Origin of the sequence: Paenibacillus sp. MY03 (assembly GCF_002165585.1) — a bacterium.
GTDB lineage: Bacteria > Bacillota > Bacilli > Paenibacillales > Paenibacillaceae > Pristimantibacillus > Pristimantibacillus agaridevorans.
The window spans coordinates 25,725-42,433 of sequence record NZ_MXQD01000036.1; the positions used below are offsets into that span (position 1 = coordinate 25,725).

Consider the following 16,709-nt stretch of genomic DNA (forward strand, 5'->3'; position numbering starts at 1 on the left):
AATCTTGGGGTATTGAAGAAAAAACTAAGACTATCTACCAAAACGCTCGGGGGTAATTAAGAAATGATCGAGATGAGGGGGCAGCAGTTTTTCGATGATCCGTCTTTCCCTTTTTTTATTGATCGGTACACCATAAAGCAAAATGAAATCATTGCTCCGCACAAACATGACTTCGTGGAATTCGTCTACATCGTATCCGGAAACGCGATGCACGAATGGATGGACAAAAATAGCCCTCTCTCTCCCGGCGATGTGTTCGCTATAGAACCAAACACAGTTCATGGCTATATCGGGTCTTCGGACCAGGAAACTATCGTTTACAACATCTTGTTTCATCGGACGTTACTCGAGCGGGAAATGGAAGCTTTGCTTCGTTTTCCGGCATTCATCGACTTTTTCTACCTTGCTCCTTTTTTGCGCAACAACGCATCGTTTGTCCCGTATACCGCATTAGACAACTATCAACGTCTGCAACTCGAATCGCATCTTCGGGTTATGCATGAAGAGTTTAAGCAGCACCGCGACGGGTTTTCCATCATCATTAAAAGCCGATGGATAGAGTGTCTGGTGCTGCTCAGTCGTTACCATAATGAAAACCGTGAGTCGCTTCAGGCCCCAAACACGCCATCCAGTTACGATTGGATTACGTCGATCGTCGACTTCGTCGAACGGCATTGCGAACAAGAGTTGACGCTTATCAGCCTCGCGGAGACATGTCGCATGAGCGTCTCTTCCTTTACCGCAAAATTCAAGCGCGCGACCGGTATGAGTCTGGTCGAATTTAAGCATGCTGCCCAAATTCGTCGCGCCTGCCAAGCATTAAAGCAATCTGACGACAAAATAGCCATCATCGCGATGAACGTCGGCTTTAACGATATTAGTTTTTTTAATCGTATTTTCCGTAAATACACAGGGTGTACACCGAGGGAATTTCGAAAAAATAAGAATTGAAAAATTCTATTTGCCTGCTAAAAACGCATCCAGCTGTTTTTGCAGTTCTTCGATTACTTTTTGGCTGCCCGCTCTTTCCATTTCCGATTTGTATTTCGCAATGCCGTCTTCGAATTTGTGCAAGCCTGCCGCCATCGGCGAAAGAATTTGTTCGTTTAACGGCGTGATCTGCGCGATTTCCGTCTTCACCGCATCCAGATTAGCCGTAAAGCCCGTTGTAACGGCCGGACTGAAGTTGTTTGCGTCTTTGGAGAAATCGACCCATTTTTTATCGTCCGCAATCATAGTGGAAGGCGTTCTCGCCAATTGCGGTCTCCATGTCATCACGTAACCCGGGAACGAATAGTCGCTAATCGATTCGTATCCGCTCTCTCCTACAGGGTTCCAGTCCTTTCCTTGGATGCCGTATTCGAGAAGATCATGGTTTTCTTTGATCGACAGCCAGTTCATCACGTCCATGACGAGCTCTACGTTTTTGCTGTACTTCGGCACGGACAGGAAATTCCACTGCTTAAAGTCGGACAGCGGCTTCCAGCCGTCTACCGCAGGCACAACAATTTCCAATTCCGCTCCCGGTACGTTTTTCAGCAAATCCGTGTAGTTGACCACTCCGTCCGAATAATAAGGGTAGGAAGCCGCTTTGCCTTGATTAAACAGTGTGGCCGCGTTCTGCTCTTGCATGATGTTTTTATGGAAAATGCCGTCTTTATAAAATTGCTCGCTGTATTTGTACCCATTCTCGTATCCTAGCCGCTCGTAAATCGGAATCACTTTTTTGTCGCTTGTCGCCAAAAATTCGTTAGTTACCGCAAATCCGTCGTAATCGTTCGTATAATACAGACTGTTGAATCGCTGCGCGTTGTGGCCCGCGGTTCTTTGGTCGACGACGAACGGAATGAGATCCTTGTCATTCTCCTTTACGGCATAGAGGAAGTTGACCATATCGTCCAACGTTTTGATTTCAGGCAATCCGTACTTCTCGCGCAAGTCTTTGCGGACTTGGAAGCCATATACCATCGTTTGTGTCGTGCCGAGCGGAATGCCCATAATTTTGCCATTAAACTTATTCGCTTCCCACATCATTTCGGGGATCGACTGTTTAAGCTCTTCCCGTCCCTCCACGAACTCGTCCAGCGCATAGATCGAACCGGAAGCGATCATCTGCCCCATATGGAGCCAAGGCGCTTCAAGGAACATATCGAATTGCTCGTTCGCGGCGATCTTTACGCTAGTCGTGTTGCCGTAATCGCTCCATGGAATGAATTGAATCTTTAAGGATGCGCCGATATTGTCCTTCTTCAGCTTCTCGTTGACCGCGGCCATCACTTCGTCGAAGCCTTGCGGCGTGTCGCCCGGGAACAGTGCTTTTAATTCCACGATTTCCTTCTGCTTCTCGGCGTTCCCTTCACTCGCGGTCGGTGCCCCTGCGCCGTTCTCCGCATTCGGCTTTGAATTGCCGTTGCTGCTGCAGGCGGACAAGCTCATGGCCGCGAGCAGAAGTACGACTGTAACCGAGCCCATCCATCTCCACTTTTTCATCGCGTTTCCCCCCTACGGTTTGATATTTATTCTATAACCGGAACGTGTCCGGGTACAGACTTATCGTCGCATCAGCCCTTAACGGCGCCAATAGTTAACCCCTTAACGAAATATTTCTGCAGGAGCGGATACAACAGCACGATCGGGCCGATCGTCACAATCGTCGTCGACATCCTGACACCGAGCAAAGGCGATTCGATGCTAATCCCCGCATTACTCGGAATAAGCGATTTGGCCGCTTCCAGGTTGGACACCATTCTCCGCAAAATCAATTGAAGCGGATATTTGCTCTCTTCATCAATAAATAACAGCGACATAAACCAATCGTTCCAATAGCCGAGCGCATAAAACAGCGCCACGGTGGCCAGAATCGGCTTGGATATCGGAATCATAATTCGAATAAACACGTTAAACTCATGGGCTCCGTCGATTCTCGCCGATTCTTCCAGCTCCTTCGGCAGCGTCCGGAAAAAATTGACCATCAGAAACACAAGGAACGGCTGGCATACGAGAGGCAATATAACGGCCCACAACGTATTCGATAAATGCAAATACTTGGACACGGTAATGTAAAACGGGATTAATCCTCCGTAAAACAGCATGGGAAAATAAACGAAGGCCAGCATGCCGCCCCTAAGCGTATTGCGCCCGTTCGCCAGCGAATAAGCCAGCATCGCGGATATAAACAGCGCTAACGCTGTACCCACGGCGGTAATTAAAGCTGTGTTTATATAACTGGACCACAGCAGCTTCGATTGAAGCAGCACGGAATAGGCGGTCGTCGAAAACGACTCGGGAAATAACGAATATCCGTTTAATATAAGCTCGGACTCTTTCGTAAACGATCCGGAGATCATCATCCAAAAGGGCAAAAAGCAGAACAAAGCGAAAACACCGATAAACACATACGATACGATTCCGAAAGCTCTATCCCTTAAGCTATCATTCATAGCTGTCCCTCCCCCCCCCTAAAATAATGCCGATTCCTTCGACACTCTTCTTACGAAACTATTGACTGCGAGTACAAGAACCAGTCCCATAACCGACTGGAACAAGCCGACGGCCGAAGACATTCCAAAATCATTGAGTACCCTCATCGAGCGATATACATACGTATCGATGACGTCGGTTGTAGGAAACAGAAGCGAATTGTCGCCTACGATTGCATAGATCATCGCAAAATCGCCGTTAAAGATTCTCCCAATGAGGAGCAGCGTCAAAATGGAGATCGTCGGAATCAGCAAAGGCAGCGTAATCTTGCGAACGGCTTGAAAACGCGACGCGCCGTCTATTCTGGCAGCTTCATAGAGATCCTCCGGAATGGAGGTTATGGCGGCCAAATAAATAATCGCGAAGTAACCCGCGCCGTGCCATACTTTAATGACGCTAAGTATCCATGGCCACAAATGCGCCTCGAAATACCAATTGACTTCGGATAATCCCAGCTGGATCAGCCATTCGTTGACGGTCGGATTTTGCCCTCCGAGCATCGACTGCGTGATCATGCCGACGACGATCCAAGACATAAAGTACGGAAGAAAAATAACGGATTGCGATAGACGGGCGAACCATTTGATTCGAATTTCATTTAACAATACGGCAATCGCCAACGCGGCAATCGTCTGGGATACGATAAAAGCGACGTTTAAGAGCAGCGTGTTGCGAATGACGACAAAAAGTTGACTGGACGTTAGAAAGTATTCGAAGTTTTTTAGACCTACCCATGAGCTTCCCCAAATCCCTTTCGAATAATCAAAATCCTTGAAAGCGAGAAGCACCCCGTACATCGGCAAATAATTGAAAATAAATAGTGTAATCAAACCGGGCACCGCGAGAAGAATCAGAAACGGAGATTTAAACGCCTGCCGACATGATTCCATTATTTTGCTGTTCAACGCAACGCTCTCCTTAGTCCTCAACACCGATAATGCAAATGCAATCGCAGGTGAGTTATTAGCCAGGACCGCTTGACTCATCCTGACAGAACCTAAGCTACCACAGCGCCGCCACGTTGAATATTCATCGTTTTCAGCCTTTATCAGAAAGTCATCAATTAGGGCAATTCAGATATCCATCACTATTCAGCAAATAATCGAAATCCATCAGAATTGAAGAGGGACGGTTCTTGGAACGGGGGATGTATGCTATTATGTTTCTGCGCAAACGTAATGATGGCAGCTTCTTAAATTTTTTATGGAGGTTATGGCATGAAATTTTCGATATCCCGCTTATGGAGAGGTGCGAAGAGGCGTAAAACGTATGCTCAAATTTTGGTCTACTTCATCGTGGCTTGCGTGGGCATATTGGTCATCAGCACGTTATTCCTTTATATCGTTTCCTCCAATACCTTAATGAGGACTATCGGAAATCATTCGAAATTGCAGCTCCATCATGCGGTCGAAACGCTGTCGTTTACGATGAACTGGAATATCGATTACGCGCAACGATCAAGTCTCAGCACGCCCGTCCGATCTTATGCTTTGCGGTCTTCAACGACTCCGCACGAGGATAACCTTATATGGAACGCTTTGGTCGAAATGAAAGACAACAACCCTTATATCGATTCGATTTATTTGATCAACCATTATAACCGCAAAGTCGTCGATACCCGGCACGGCGTCTCGGAAAACGAGGAGTTTTACGATCAGGATATCCTGTCCATGCTGGACCGGGCAGCCCAACATGCTAACGAGCGGAAATCCATCGTCCCTCGGCTGCTCGAATCGGATTACATCACGCCAATAGAACCCCGGATTATTTCTATTATTATTCCGCTAGAGTTCGATTACTCGGGCTCGTCTTTTGTCGTGAACATTAACGCCGACGCGCTCATTTCGGCCAACCGTACGAATTCGGCAAACGCCGGGAGTCAATTATATGTGCTGGACGGCGACCAGAACATCATTTCCGGCAACAGTCAAACGGATTTTCTCAAAAACTTCTCCGAGCTCGACTATCGCAATAATGTCGCCAGAAAACCCGGATTTTACGAGCATGAGGGGGATCAATCGGGGTATCTGATCGTACAGGAGGAAATTCCGTTAAACGTTCTCGGCCCTTGGACCATGATCGAAATTTTCCCCAAAAGCGAAATTTTAAAAGATATCAACACTTTGAAAATGCAAACCTTTCTCTTCTTCGGCTGTATTCTGCTCGCCACGATTTGGATCATTTGGAACCTGTCGCGAAAAATTTATTCGCCGATTCAAGAGCTGATTGTCGCCGTCACTTCCCGAAATCGTCACATGGTCGAAGACCATCAGATTTCCAATGAGTTTGCCTTTCTTTCGGGCGTATTTACAGAGCAGTCTCAAGAGCTGGATGCCTATTCGCGCAACCAACGGTTGCTGGCAAAAGAATCCTTTCTGCAAGAGCTGCTGGAAACGGATATTGCCCATCGTGCCGAGCGGATGGAGCAGCCGTTTAATCAATTTAGGTTGACCATCGCGCCAGAGCGTATAACCGTGGCCATCCTGCGAATCGATCAATTCCAGAGCTTTACCGATCATTATTCGGATCGCGATCAGCGGCTTCTTCGGTTTGGCGTTTCGAATATCGCCAAGGAGAGGCTGCAGGAGAAATGGCCTGTCGAAACCGTCGATATGGGCAAAGATCATATTGCCGTCATTCTCAATCTGCAAAACGAATCGGATATCGTTGAGCTGTGCCTGGAATTCAAACGCTGCCAAGGCGATATCGAGCATTATTTATCAATCGGCACGACGGTCGCTGTCAGCCCGCTAATCGAACAAGTCCACGAGCTGCACGAAAGCTATAAGCAAACCTACCATTTGACGGATGCCCGGTTCCAATTGGGCTGGGGCAGCATCCTATCCGAAGCCGTCAATGCCGAGCCGTCTAATCCAACTTTCCAATACCCCGAAGATAAGGAAAAGCTCATTGTCCAATGGCTGAAAAAAGGAGAAAGCATCCCGCTGCTCGCGCAATTGGACGCCTTTGAAATCCTTATTCAAAAGTTTCATTACTCCGAATCGAAGCTGGCGGCAACGATGCTGCTGCTCAGCATTGGGAAGACGTTGCGGCAGCTTCCGATCCGGGCATATCAGGACAGCGACTGGAGCTTATCGGCGATTCAGAAGCAGCTGGATCAACTGGAAACCTTGGAGGCCGTGCTGGATTGGACAAGACGTCTGCTCAAGCAGGCTTGCTCTGAAATTTCTTCCTTAGAGATCTCGCCCAGAAGCTTAAGCATCATTGAAGAAATTAAATACGTGGTCAATCAGCAATACCAGGATCAAAATTTGTCGACCAAACTGATATCCGATCAATTGGGCTTATCCGTTAATTACGTTCGAAATTTATTTAAAACGGAAACGAAACAATCGCTAATGGACTTTATTACGGATAGAAGGATGGAAGAGGTAATCAAGCTAATGGCAGATGCCACGCTGACCATTGATGAGATCGTCCTTCAATCCGGCTTCACATCCACCGTTTCGTTCTATCCGATCTTCAAAAAGAAATATGGCATGACTCCTGCTGCGTTCCGGAAGGAGATGGAATCGAAACGAAGTTAGTTTGCCTGCCGGTCAAAACCAGCTATTGTACAATACCGGCTTCCTTCAAGAAGCCGGCAATTCCATCTATTAACCCTTTAGTTAATGGAAGATCAGGATTTGTGTATGTCGCCATATTTTCAGCTTGATCGTTGGACGATTCCTTTAATACATGATTCATGCCGTCGATGATAAGCAGCTTTGACTCTTTCTTGGCTTCATGCAAAAGCTCGGCATCCTTGACAGGCACCTGTATATCCGTTGTTCCATTAATAATAAGCACTGGAATATTAAGCTCGCCCAGCAATCGTGCCGGATCATACTGCAGCCAGGAAATCATGTAAGGCTGTACGGATTGGCGGAATAGATTTTGCAGCTCAGCACTGAAAGTGTCCACCTGCTTGCCTTGCTTTAGCTGTTCCAAAATATCTTTTGACTCCTTCAGCAAATTAGCCGGAAGCTGCGCTTCGAGCTGCTCAAGCATCACTTGATCAATCGGCCTGCCTGCTCCTGCAATAGATACGTACGCATCTGCACCTGCCTGCTGGGCCGCTGCCATGCCTACTAAGGAGCCTTCGCTATGGCCGATTATGCCAACCTTGGAAAAACGATTATCCTTCTTTGCAAACTGAACCCAGGAAGCCGCATCATCTACAAAATCTTTAAAGGCAGTATCCTCTTCTTTACCGCCTAATCCAGCATTATTGCCAATACCGCGCTTATCGTAGCGAATGCTTGCCACACCCTCTGCGGCCAACTGTTCGGCGATCATTTTCAAGCTGTTGTTCTTGCCCGGCATCAACAACGAATTGCCGTCGCGATCAGTAGGCCCTGATCCGGCAATAATAATCATGAGCGGAAATGGACCGTCTCCTGCGGGCAATTCCAACTGACCCAGCATCGTACCATTAGCAACCTCCATTTGTACCATATCCCCCTCGTCGATAGACTCTTCTTGTTTCTTGCTCAGCTCAAAAGGGAACGTTTGACCGTTCTGCTTAAATGTGCCTGCAATCTTTTCTTCTTCAACATTGCCGTCAAACGTAATCTTCTGTCCTCCAATACTCATATCAAAGAACAAATCGGAATCGCTCAGCTTCACGCTTGATAGCGGGTAATCCGTAAGTCCTTGAATAGGAATGCTAATCGTCCCCTTGCTCTCCTCAAACTTCACAATAATAAGCAGTGGCTGATCAGGAATTTGAATAGAGCCCTCCCATGTCCCGGCTATGCTTTCCCATGAATCGGATTGTCTCTCAGGTTCCTCCGCCTTAGACTTTCCGCAGCCGGCCAGTATCCATAAAGTCGCTAACAATAAGCAAACATAAACGCTAGTTTTTCTCATTCCAATCGCCTCCATATTCTTTATCGCTGTGCAATGCTGTTCGTCGTCCTCAACATCAACACTATCTGTTATATATAAACTATAACAAGTGTAACATTGATTTGCAATAATAAATGTACCCTGACAAACAAAATAAGCCACCCGGCAAAGTAAATTCCGAGTGGCTTTCCTATAGTCTAGATAGGCTAGGGCTAGCTTTGACGGATAAGCTTCGTGATGCGGCCATCAAAGATCCATTCCGCAATATAGACATCGCCATGCGAGTCGACACACACGCCATGCGGGGAGCTTACTTTATCCGCGCGATAATACGATTTCGGCAAGTTCGGCCATCCGGCCTGCTTATACGCTTGTTGATCTTCTCCAAGATGGGTAATAAGACGATCATTTTTATCCAGAATCGTGACTCTGCTGTGGAGATCCGGCAAATAGATCTCATCTCCGAAGAAGTAAAAGCTGCACGGAAAATCCAGATTATGATTAATAAACCGCTTATGCTCGCCTTCTAGCGTAAATACCTGAATGCGATTGTTGCTGCGATCCGCAACATATAGCTCCGGATCATCTCCACGCAGGTTAACGGAAATGCCATGCGGCTCAAGTAGCTTGCCCGCTTCGGAGCCTCTCCCGCCCCAGGAACGCACATAGTCTCCCGCAGAGGTAAATTGATGTACATAATATTGACCATAGCCATCCGATACATAAATATCTCCATTAGGCGCCACGCATACATCCGTCGGAATATACTTACGCTCTGCATCATACAGATCAGGCCGATCCGGCTGACCAACTTCTAACAGCACCTCACCCTTAAGAGTTGTTTTTACTAATAGCGCTCTTACCGTATCTGTAAAGTATAAGTACTCTATGCCGTCCGAATCCCGGTGCAGATAAAATCCATGCGCTCCCCCTTCGAACTCATCGCCGAATGAATACTTGAAGTTGCCCTCGCGGTCAAACACGACAACAGAGTGTTTGTTTGTATGATGGACATAAACATTGTCCTCCGCATCTACGCAAATACCATGTGTATAACCATAAGCGATTCCCTCCGGAAGCCGGCCCCATCCCTCGGCCACTTCGTATTGATGCGTCTCGTTGCCAATGAATTTCCCCATATGTACTTCTCCTCCTTCTACAATTATGCGGCTCCAAGCGGCTTGGAAATCCTGTCTATCATTATACAATGTCTTGCTTTTATTACCAGTCACCCAAGTCACCAAACCTCTACCTTGCCAACCGGTGAAATCCTGCCTTTGTTCTAACATAATCAGAAAGACCACAACAAGAAAACCGCCTCTCTGCAAAATAGAGGCGGTCTTTTGCTGCTCGGATGATTACTTCGTACCGTTGCTCATCTCGGCGACAACGTCGATTTCGACAAGCAAATCATAGTTCAAGTCGCAGTATACGGTTGTTCGCGCTGGATAAGGAGCGGTGAAATACCGAGCGTATATTTCGTTAAACTCTTTGTACAGCTCCCGTCTGGATAAGTAGATGTTTACTTTCTTGACATGGCAGAAATCAAGATTGTCTTTTCGTAATATTGCGAGAATATTTTCCATCGTTTGTACCGTCTGTTCTTCCAACGTAGGACCGACAACCGCACCTGTCTGCGGATCGAGCCCGCCTTGTCCGGAAACGAATATGGAGTCGCCGATTCGGGAAGAAGAGGAGAAGGGCAACACTTTCGGCACGCTACTCATGTAAAAAACCACCTTTTCTATTAATATATGCTTTAACTAAAGCTGTCCGTTAATATTGAATATGCAACGCAGGAGTTTGAATCGTCGCATTGTGATGGAGGGATTCCATCGAATAATGAATCATTCCGGTTGTAAGCAACGTCCTTTCGATCGGCACGGGAGATTGCCCGCTAAGGACCATATCCTCAATCCTTGCCGTTAACGTCTCGAAATGATTGAACGGACGCGCCAAATCTGATTCGAACCGTACGGCGTACTCCTCGCTTGCGAACGTTCGCCATGCAACGGACCACTGCTGAACTTCGTTCGGCAGTTGCAGCACATACCCCGTTAACCCGTCCGCGTACTTCGCAGTCATCAAAACGGGATCGATTATTCTTGTCCGCGGATGATCGTCCCGGCGATCCGGATGAGTTGCGAGCGCCAGATGCATCAATTGTTCCGGCCACTCTCCCCGATCCATCTCCTCCCAGACTTGTTCGCCTTGGACAACTCGAATGGACGTTACGCCGGTTTCTCCTCCCGAACGTCTCTCCGCTAACGACTGCAACGCTTCCCATGCATGATAGCCGTAATCCTCGGTTCCCCCAAAGCTGACCGCAAGCAGTTCCTGCGGCTTCTGCAACGACGCTTCGTTGACGGCCGGAACGGGCGGAACGAGCGGAATCGAAGAGCCTCCCAAAAAAGGAATTCCGCGCGCTTTCAATGACCGGTATATCCATAAGGCATCGTCCATGTGCCACGACAAGTGCTTATCAGAAAAGATCGGGACCCGCACGCCAATCTCATCGAGCGCATTCAGCGTTTCCTCCACAAAGCGCCGGCGCGGATAGTCTTTCTGACCGTTCGGGACCATCGGATACTGCCCATGCTCTCCTATAATCAGAACGCCTGCAAGCCCCTGACCGTGACGGTTAGCTTCGACAATCGCTTCTTTAATCGTCCCGCAAATCGGTATTCCCGCACGCGCCGCCTCCTCCCTGCTCATATCGTTTTCAGGAAATTGATCCAAATAAAGCGAAGCGACCTCGATGCGCGGCTTGAATCCGAGCTGTCCGAACAGACGCCCGACAATGACTTCGGCATGTGAATTGTAACGATACTCCGTTATAATAACGGCTACTTTCGGCTTGGCCGATCCACCCGTTTGCCCCATTATCGATTGCCCCCTTTCTCCCGATCCACCTTCTCCGCACTCCCTGCCTGCCCAATGTTCTCCATAGAACTGCAGCAAGAGACCAGCCACTCCCCAACTGCACTTGCAATTACGTTAAAAAAGTGCTCGCCCAGCTCTTTCGTCGCCCCGCCCGGCGAGTCGGTATAACCGTCCCAACCGGTAATGATGCCGCGACGGCCGACGAAGACATTCGTCATCCCGCGCGCGATCGAAGTAATGGCGGGATGCTCCTGCTTCTCGAAGGGGCCGGTCACGACTTCCGGATTGAGCGCCATCATCATGGCTGCTTCGAATGCGCCCGCATGGCCAGGCACCGGACCGATCTCCCCGGCATTAGCGTCCGCCAATGCTTGCTTCGCCAAGTTCCAATAAGACGCGGCAGCCGTCCACATCGGATATTGTAGAGCCAGATCCACTGCTGCTTGCTGCATCACCCACTCGTTACCGCCGTGGCCGTTCACGAAGACGAGCTTCCCGAAACCATCAAGACTCAAGCTCCGTCCAATGTCCATCAGTATCTGCAGGTATACCTCTGATGAAATGGACAACGTTCCCCCGAACGCGAGATGATGCTCCGAGCAGCCGATGCCAAGCACCGGCGCCATCAGGAGTTTCGCCCCAGCACCTGTGGCGATTCCAATTGCCTCCCGGCATATTCGTTCGCAGATCACCGTATCCGTCCACACCGGAAGATGCGGGCCATGCTGCTCCGTAGCGGCCAAGGGAATGACCACAGTGTAACCGCCATTGGCGAATTGCTTCAATTGTTCGCGCGTGTATGCGCCAAAGTCTATTCCGTTCAACACATGAATCCTCCATCTATTGGATAGAGTGAGCCTGTAACGTAAGCGGCGTCATCCGAGAGCAAGAATGCCGCCAAACAGGCGACCTCTTCCGGACGGCCGCTTCTCCCGATCAGGTTATGCGTGGACTGAAGGCCATCGGGGGATTTGATATCTCCCGGCACGATCGCATTAGCACGCACGCCGAACGGCGCTTGCTCAACCGCGATAATACGAGTCAGATGATTGATCGCTGCTTTCGCCGAGCTGTAAGCAATCGGAGCATTCTTGAGCGGAATATTGCCGAGCACGGAAGATGTATTGACGATAGTCCCTCCGCCCGACTCTTTCATCATCTCCACGACATATTTATTGACGATAAACGTGCTTGTCAACGTTCCCTCGATGACAAGGTTCCACTCCTGCAACGACGCCTCGGAAATCGTCTTCCAGATTTGGGTGTAGACGTTATGGAACAAACCATCCAATCGGCCGTATTTGATCTTTATTTGCTGAATTACATCTTTAACTTGTTCTTCATTTGTCGCATCTGACGCATACAGATCCAATCGTTCCCCGTAAATTCGTTTCCATTCCAGGAACTCATCAACTGTGGAGAGCTCGTGCAAATCCGAACCAATCACCCATGCTCCCTCTTTCAGGAAGCGTTCGACTGAAGCTTTGCCTATCAGTCCCAATGCGCCGGTAATCCAAATAATCTTATTCTCTAAGCTCTTTTTGTACACGTATGATCCTCCTACCCTCACCGTTCTCCGTCCGTTACCCTTTCACTCCGCCTAGTTATTATGATTTAGTCAAGATGTTGTAGAGTATCTGTACAAATTGCGCTCTGCTTGCCGAATCTTGCGGCAGGATGTTGCCATTGGAACCGGAGATTATTCCCGCTTTCACAAACTGTTCAATGGCGTGATTGGCATAATCGGCAATCTTCCCTGCATCCTTGAAGTCTGACAGATTTTTGACGTTGCCTGCTGCCGGCCGTTCATTGATGTTCGTAAGCGCATTGTATACCAACACAAACAATTCCTGTCTGGTCACCTGTCTGTCAGGGGCAAATTTATTGCCGCCTACCCCGTTGGTAATTCCCAAATGCTTCGCCACTGCAAGATATCCGGTGTAGTAGGCGTTCCCTGCATCACCGAAGTTGTTTCCGGTGTTTTCATCAGGACTGATACCGAAAGCTCTCATCATCATGACCAAGGCTTGAGCTCTGGTTACACTGTCATGCGAACCGAAGTTTCCATTGCCCACCCCTGTAGTGATTCCTCTTGCCGCCGCAAAGGTAACCGCATCATAGTACCATGCGCCCTCTGCCACATCTGCAAAGCCGACCTTGTTGTACGCGACTGCAAACCTCGAGGCTCCTTCTATCTTGAAGGTCAGTATTCCTGTTGCCGGGTCGTAGATGCCACTGGTCACTATCACCGGTAGCCCCTCTTCGTTGATGGCATAAGCGACAATGGCATTCGGATTTTCTCCTGCTTTCAGTGTATACGGAATAGCTGCTTCCGCTTTGCCTACAAGCTGTGGTATTCCCTTATCTCCGCTTGCAATATCAAAGCTCACTACCGGTCTGCTGCCAACCTGGCTCCGAATTCCAGCCGGCAATCCGATGTCTTTCTCCTTCGCAGCCGTAATGGTTATGGTCCCCGCCGACTGTTTCAGAAGTCCTTCTGCCGTCCTGTCATCCAAGGTCATCGTTCCAAACGGTGTAGAAACGATCAAGGTATCCGCCTTGCTATCTATGAATGCTTTTAGGGCTTCATCTGTCAGACTAATACCCGCTGTCCCGGCATCCGCCCCCGCGTTCACTTCAATTCTAACTGTCGTCACTGTTCCTGCACCTTGCTTTGCCGCTTCAGCCTCAGCCTTCGCGATGGCATCCTCCACCTGTTTCTCGGATATTGGCGCTACAGCCTTTCCGTTCTGATCTGTCGCGGGTTTTACAGGTATCGTCGTTGTTACACGTCCATCCTCAAACGTTGTTCCAGGCACCGATGTTGGTGTTGGTGTCGGGGAAGGCGTCCCCGGACTTGTCGTCCCGTTCACCATCTTTATCAGCACGACATCTTTAATCCCGGATATATTTCCGGCCGCATCAATGGCCTTTACCCTGTACCTGCGTACCGTACCGGTCTCCAATCCGGCGTGAATATATGTTGTTGAATCCGTTCTGACCGTTCCATTAATCCCGCCTATCTCCGGCGAGTTCAACACTTCCAGAATATATCCGACAACGCCTACATCATCGGTAGCCGGCGACCAGCTTACACGCACCTCGCTGCCCGAGATTTGTTCGGCTTTCAAACCTTCCGGAGCCGTTGGCGGTGTTACATCCAGTTCCGTATTGACCTGCCAAAGCATTGCAGGACCGGTGATGCCCCCGGTACCCAGTTCATCCAGGACTTCATTTCCCACATCAACGACAATCAAATTCGGTTCGCCAAATTTAATCGCCGGCGTAGCGTCAAACTCCCACGGTTTCATCAAAGGAGAGCCCTTCTGAACTAATGTCAGCTCTGTACCGTTCATCCATACTCTCGCTGTCTCATCAATACTGCTGAACCAAAGCCGAATCGGCTTTCCTGTATTAAACTCCGAGTCAACATCAACCGTTGTTCTGTACCAGGCATGTCCTTTGTAATAACCAATCCCCTGATCGGACCAGGACTCCGAATAGGTTTTCAGTTTCATCCAGGATTCCGTTCCCAACCCAGGTTTCCAGAGCCCCAATTTATCCCCGGAACCATTCGGGAACAGCATAACATTCCATTCGTCCGGCAACTCGGCAACCATTCGGTTGCCGTTGCCGAGCCGTTGACTTCCCTGATTTGTGATTTTATCAAAGAACCAGTCCGTATAATTATAGGAGGCAAGGGTATTGAGCATGACAGGAGAGTGAATAACAGCCTGTTCTCTTACTTTAGAGATTTGATCGAATTTTTCCTTAGCCTCAATAAACTTAAAGCTGTTAATCCGTTCCTTCATTTGAAGGAAGTTATCGCCAAAGCTAAAAGCAACGCGCACCATATTGACCCGTCTGGCATATACGGGATCCGCTGCCCGTTGCGCCGCATCTTCAGCTTCCCTTAGCGACTGCTCCATCGCCTGCATGACACTGTCACTTAAAATATGCTGAAAATCATGGATACTTCCCGCATAATAATCTGCTTGGGCAAAAGCATTTTCCAAAATGTCGAAATGTCTTTTCATCGGCTCTGCGGCAGATCCATAAAACGTTGTAAAGTAGTCCTCCAGCAAAGCAGCCACATCCAGATCGGGGTTCCACATCATCTTGGCCGCCAAATAGAGCGTTGGTCCATGATAGGCCCACGCCGGAAGCGCCTCGCCGCGTATGCCGATAATACCCTGTTCGTAGAAATACTTGTATTCTGAGCCTATTCTTTCTGTAAGCGAAAAAGGTAGCCCCGGATCAGCAAGATTATAAAGATAATCATATATCATTACGTTAGGACTCACCCTTTTCCAGCCGTCAATCATGTCCTTGATGTGCTGTCGCTCCCACGAAAGCGGATTGTCAATGCTTTTCATCCTATCCGTTCTAATGGAAGCGATGTTCGGTACTATCCTGGGATCCGGCATATGCTTTACTGGCGGATAATAATACTCGTCATAGGCAAAGAAAGAAATTTTCACATCATGATATCCGGCATCATCAAGCTTTTCCAAAACAAGATTAAAAAATTTCATATAGCGATCTGTTAACGATAATGTTCCTCCATGAATGGCACCCTTAAAATCCCCGTCCCACTCAGGGTCAGGCTGGAGTACCAATACAGGTCCGTCATTGGGTCCCATTCTTAGATATTCAAGCTTGGGATCTGCCTCCAATCTTCTGATTGCCTCCGCCACGACAAGGTTCAGTACTTCCGGCTTGGTCACATCGTATTGTCCGGTCGGATTTCCTTTGGCATCGGGCAAAAACAAATCAGGGCGTTCTTTATTCGTAGGCGATGTAATCAGTAATCCATGATTTCCTAACGTTTTCTGATTCAGACGCATATGTTCGACCCAGGGCGCACCTTCTGTCAGATTGACGCCCACCGGCAAACCGGCACCCACGACATATGGCGCAACAGCTTGCAAAAAGCGGAAATCAAAGCCCGGGTGCTGGATGTTGTCCTGATAACCGACCGCAATTGTACGCATAGTCGGAACTACGGTGCCGATATCACCGGGCATGAACCACCGCACGCCAATTTGCTCCAGGAGCTCGTAAGCGGCATAAAGGCTTCCTTTGTCATCGTCATCCAATCCTGCTAATCGAATGATCCCCTCCTTCACATATAGCTGGAATGAATCGGGTTCAGTTCCTTTGGCACGGATTGCGGCCTTAGCTGCATCAAGATCTGGAGCGGCTCTTCCGATATAGATCTTTGTGCCCTGCACCTCGGCCGTGTCATCAGCCACAGGCAGTTCTACTCCAGATATTTGCCGAATAAAGTCTTTGAGTTCCTGCATCGCCTTCTTTTCATATTCGGTTGCACTTTGCGACAAGATGATCGTAGACCGTGATTTTCCGTTCTCCACCAATACGAGCTTGGGATCCGCAGGGCCATTTGCAGCCAATGTCTGGGGCACCGAAGCAAACAATAACCCAATGATTAATCCCCAGCAAAGAAAAAGTTTTCTTGTCAAGATGCTCAACTC

At 48.6% G+C, this 16,709-nt stretch carries 12 protein-coding genes; 2 read left to right on the forward strand and 10 right to left on the reverse strand.

The genetic code is table 11. From position 1 onward, the window contains the following. Positions 1 to 72: 72 nt before the first annotated feature. Positions 73 to 951: an AraC family transcriptional regulator gene (locus B1748_RS24680; protein ID WP_256975912.1), complete on the forward strand. Its 879-nt coding sequence runs from the start codon at positions 73 to 75 to the stop codon at positions 949 to 951. 6 nt (positions 952 to 957) lie between these two features. On the opposite strand, the gene B1748_RS24685 is transcribed toward B1748_RS24680, so the two are convergent. The 3 genes from B1748_RS24685 to B1748_RS24695 all read right to left on the reverse strand — a co-directional run bounded on the left by B1748_RS24685 (position 958) and on the right by B1748_RS24695 (position 4,385). Next, on the reverse strand, positions 958 to 2,490 hold the full coding sequence (locus tag B1748_RS24685; RefSeq protein WP_087570615.1) for an ABC transporter substrate-binding protein: 1,533 nt from the start codon (positions 2,488 to 2,490) through the stop codon (positions 958 to 960). Between the two features lie 71 nt (positions 2,491 to 2,561). Beyond that, positions 2,562 to 3,440, reverse strand: a complete 879-nt coding sequence (locus tag B1748_RS24690; protein WP_087570616.1) for a carbohydrate ABC transporter permease — start codon at positions 3,438 to 3,440, stop codon at positions 2,562 to 2,564. An 18-nt stretch (positions 3,441 to 3,458) separates the two neighbouring features. Further along, complete coding sequence (locus B1748_RS24695) at positions 3,459 to 4,385, reverse strand: ABC transporter permease (protein WP_256975902.1); 927 nt, start codon at positions 4,383 to 4,385, stop codon at positions 3,459 to 3,461. Between the two features lie 312 nt (positions 4,386 to 4,697). Between B1748_RS24695 and B1748_RS24700 the strand changes: the two genes are divergently transcribed. After that, the gene (locus B1748_RS24700) at positions 4,698 to 7,028 is read left to right on the forward strand and encodes a helix-turn-helix domain-containing protein (RefSeq protein ID WP_087570617.1); all 2,331 of its coding nucleotides are present in this window, start codon (positions 4,698 to 4,700) and stop codon (positions 7,026 to 7,028) included. Between the two features lie 22 nt (positions 7,029 to 7,050). Here B1748_RS24700 and B1748_RS24705 read toward each other — a convergent pair whose 3' ends face one another. From B1748_RS24705 to B1748_RS24735, 7 genes are all read right to left on the reverse strand, one after another. Beyond that, positions 7,051 to 8,493, reverse strand: coding sequence for an alpha/beta hydrolase family protein (locus tag B1748_RS24705; RefSeq protein WP_256975903.1), 1,443 nt, complete (start codon positions 8,491 to 8,493; stop codon positions 7,051 to 7,053). 50 nt (positions 8,494 to 8,543) lie between these two features. After that, on the reverse strand, positions 8,544 to 9,470 hold the full coding sequence (locus B1748_RS24710; protein WP_087570619.1) for an NHL repeat-containing protein: 927 nt from the start codon (positions 9,468 to 9,470) through the stop codon (positions 8,544 to 8,546). 219 nt (positions 9,471 to 9,689) lie between these two features. After that, positions 9,690 to 10,058 (reverse strand): RidA family protein, encoded by a 369-nt coding sequence (locus B1748_RS24715; protein ID WP_087570620.1) that lies wholly within the window; start codon positions 10,056 to 10,058, stop codon positions 9,690 to 9,692. A gap of 49 nt (positions 10,059 to 10,107) precedes the next feature. After that, on the reverse strand, positions 10,108 to 11,214 hold the full coding sequence (locus tag B1748_RS24720) for a hypothetical protein (protein WP_087570621.1): 1,107 nt from the start codon (positions 11,212 to 11,214) through the stop codon (positions 10,108 to 10,110). Then, entirely contained in the window at positions 11,214 to 12,041 is an 828-nt protein-coding gene (locus B1748_RS24725; protein ID WP_256975904.1) for a creatininase family protein, read from the reverse strand. Before B1748_RS24725 ends, B1748_RS24720 begins: the two co-directional genes overlap by 1 nt. Beyond that, entirely contained in the window at positions 12,035 to 12,763 is a 729-nt protein-coding gene (locus B1748_RS24730; protein WP_179215809.1) for an SDR family NAD(P)-dependent oxidoreductase, read from the reverse strand. The genes B1748_RS24725 and B1748_RS24730 overlap by 7 nt, the downstream gene beginning before the upstream one ends. A 58-nt stretch (positions 12,764 to 12,821) precedes the next feature. After that, on the reverse strand, positions 12,822 to 16,697 hold the full coding sequence (locus B1748_RS24735) for a DUF4838 domain-containing protein (RefSeq protein ID WP_087570623.1): 3,876 nt from the start codon (positions 16,695 to 16,697) through the stop codon (positions 12,822 to 12,824). Positions 16,698 to 16,709: the final 12 nt, after the last annotated feature.

Coding starts and splice junctions, on each gene's coding strand:
- B1748_RS24700 (WP_087570617.1), top strand. CDS start 4,698: ATGAAATTTTCGATATCCCGCTTATGGAGAGGTGCGAAGAGGCGTAAA.
- B1748_RS24715 (WP_087570620.1), bottom strand. CDS start 10,058: ATGAGTAGCGTGCCGAAAGTGTTGCCCTTCTCCTCTTCTTCCCGAATC.
- B1748_RS24680 (WP_256975912.1), top strand. CDS start 73: ATGAGGGGGCAGCAGTTTTTCGATGATCCGTCTTTCCCTTTTTTTATT.
- B1748_RS24690 (WP_087570616.1), bottom strand. CDS start 3,440: ATGAATGATAGCTTAAGGGATAGAGCTTTCGGAATCGTATCGTATGTG.
- B1748_RS24710 (WP_087570619.1), bottom strand. CDS start 9,470: ATGGGGAAATTCATTGGCAACGAGACGCATCAATACGAAGTGGCCGAG.
- B1748_RS24685 (WP_087570615.1), bottom strand. CDS start 2,490: ATGAAAAAGTGGAGATGGATGGGCTCGGTTACAGTCGTACTTCTGCTC.
- B1748_RS24720 (WP_087570621.1), bottom strand. CDS start 11,214: ATGGGGCAAACGGGTGGATCGGCCAAGCCGAAAGTAGCCGTTATTATA.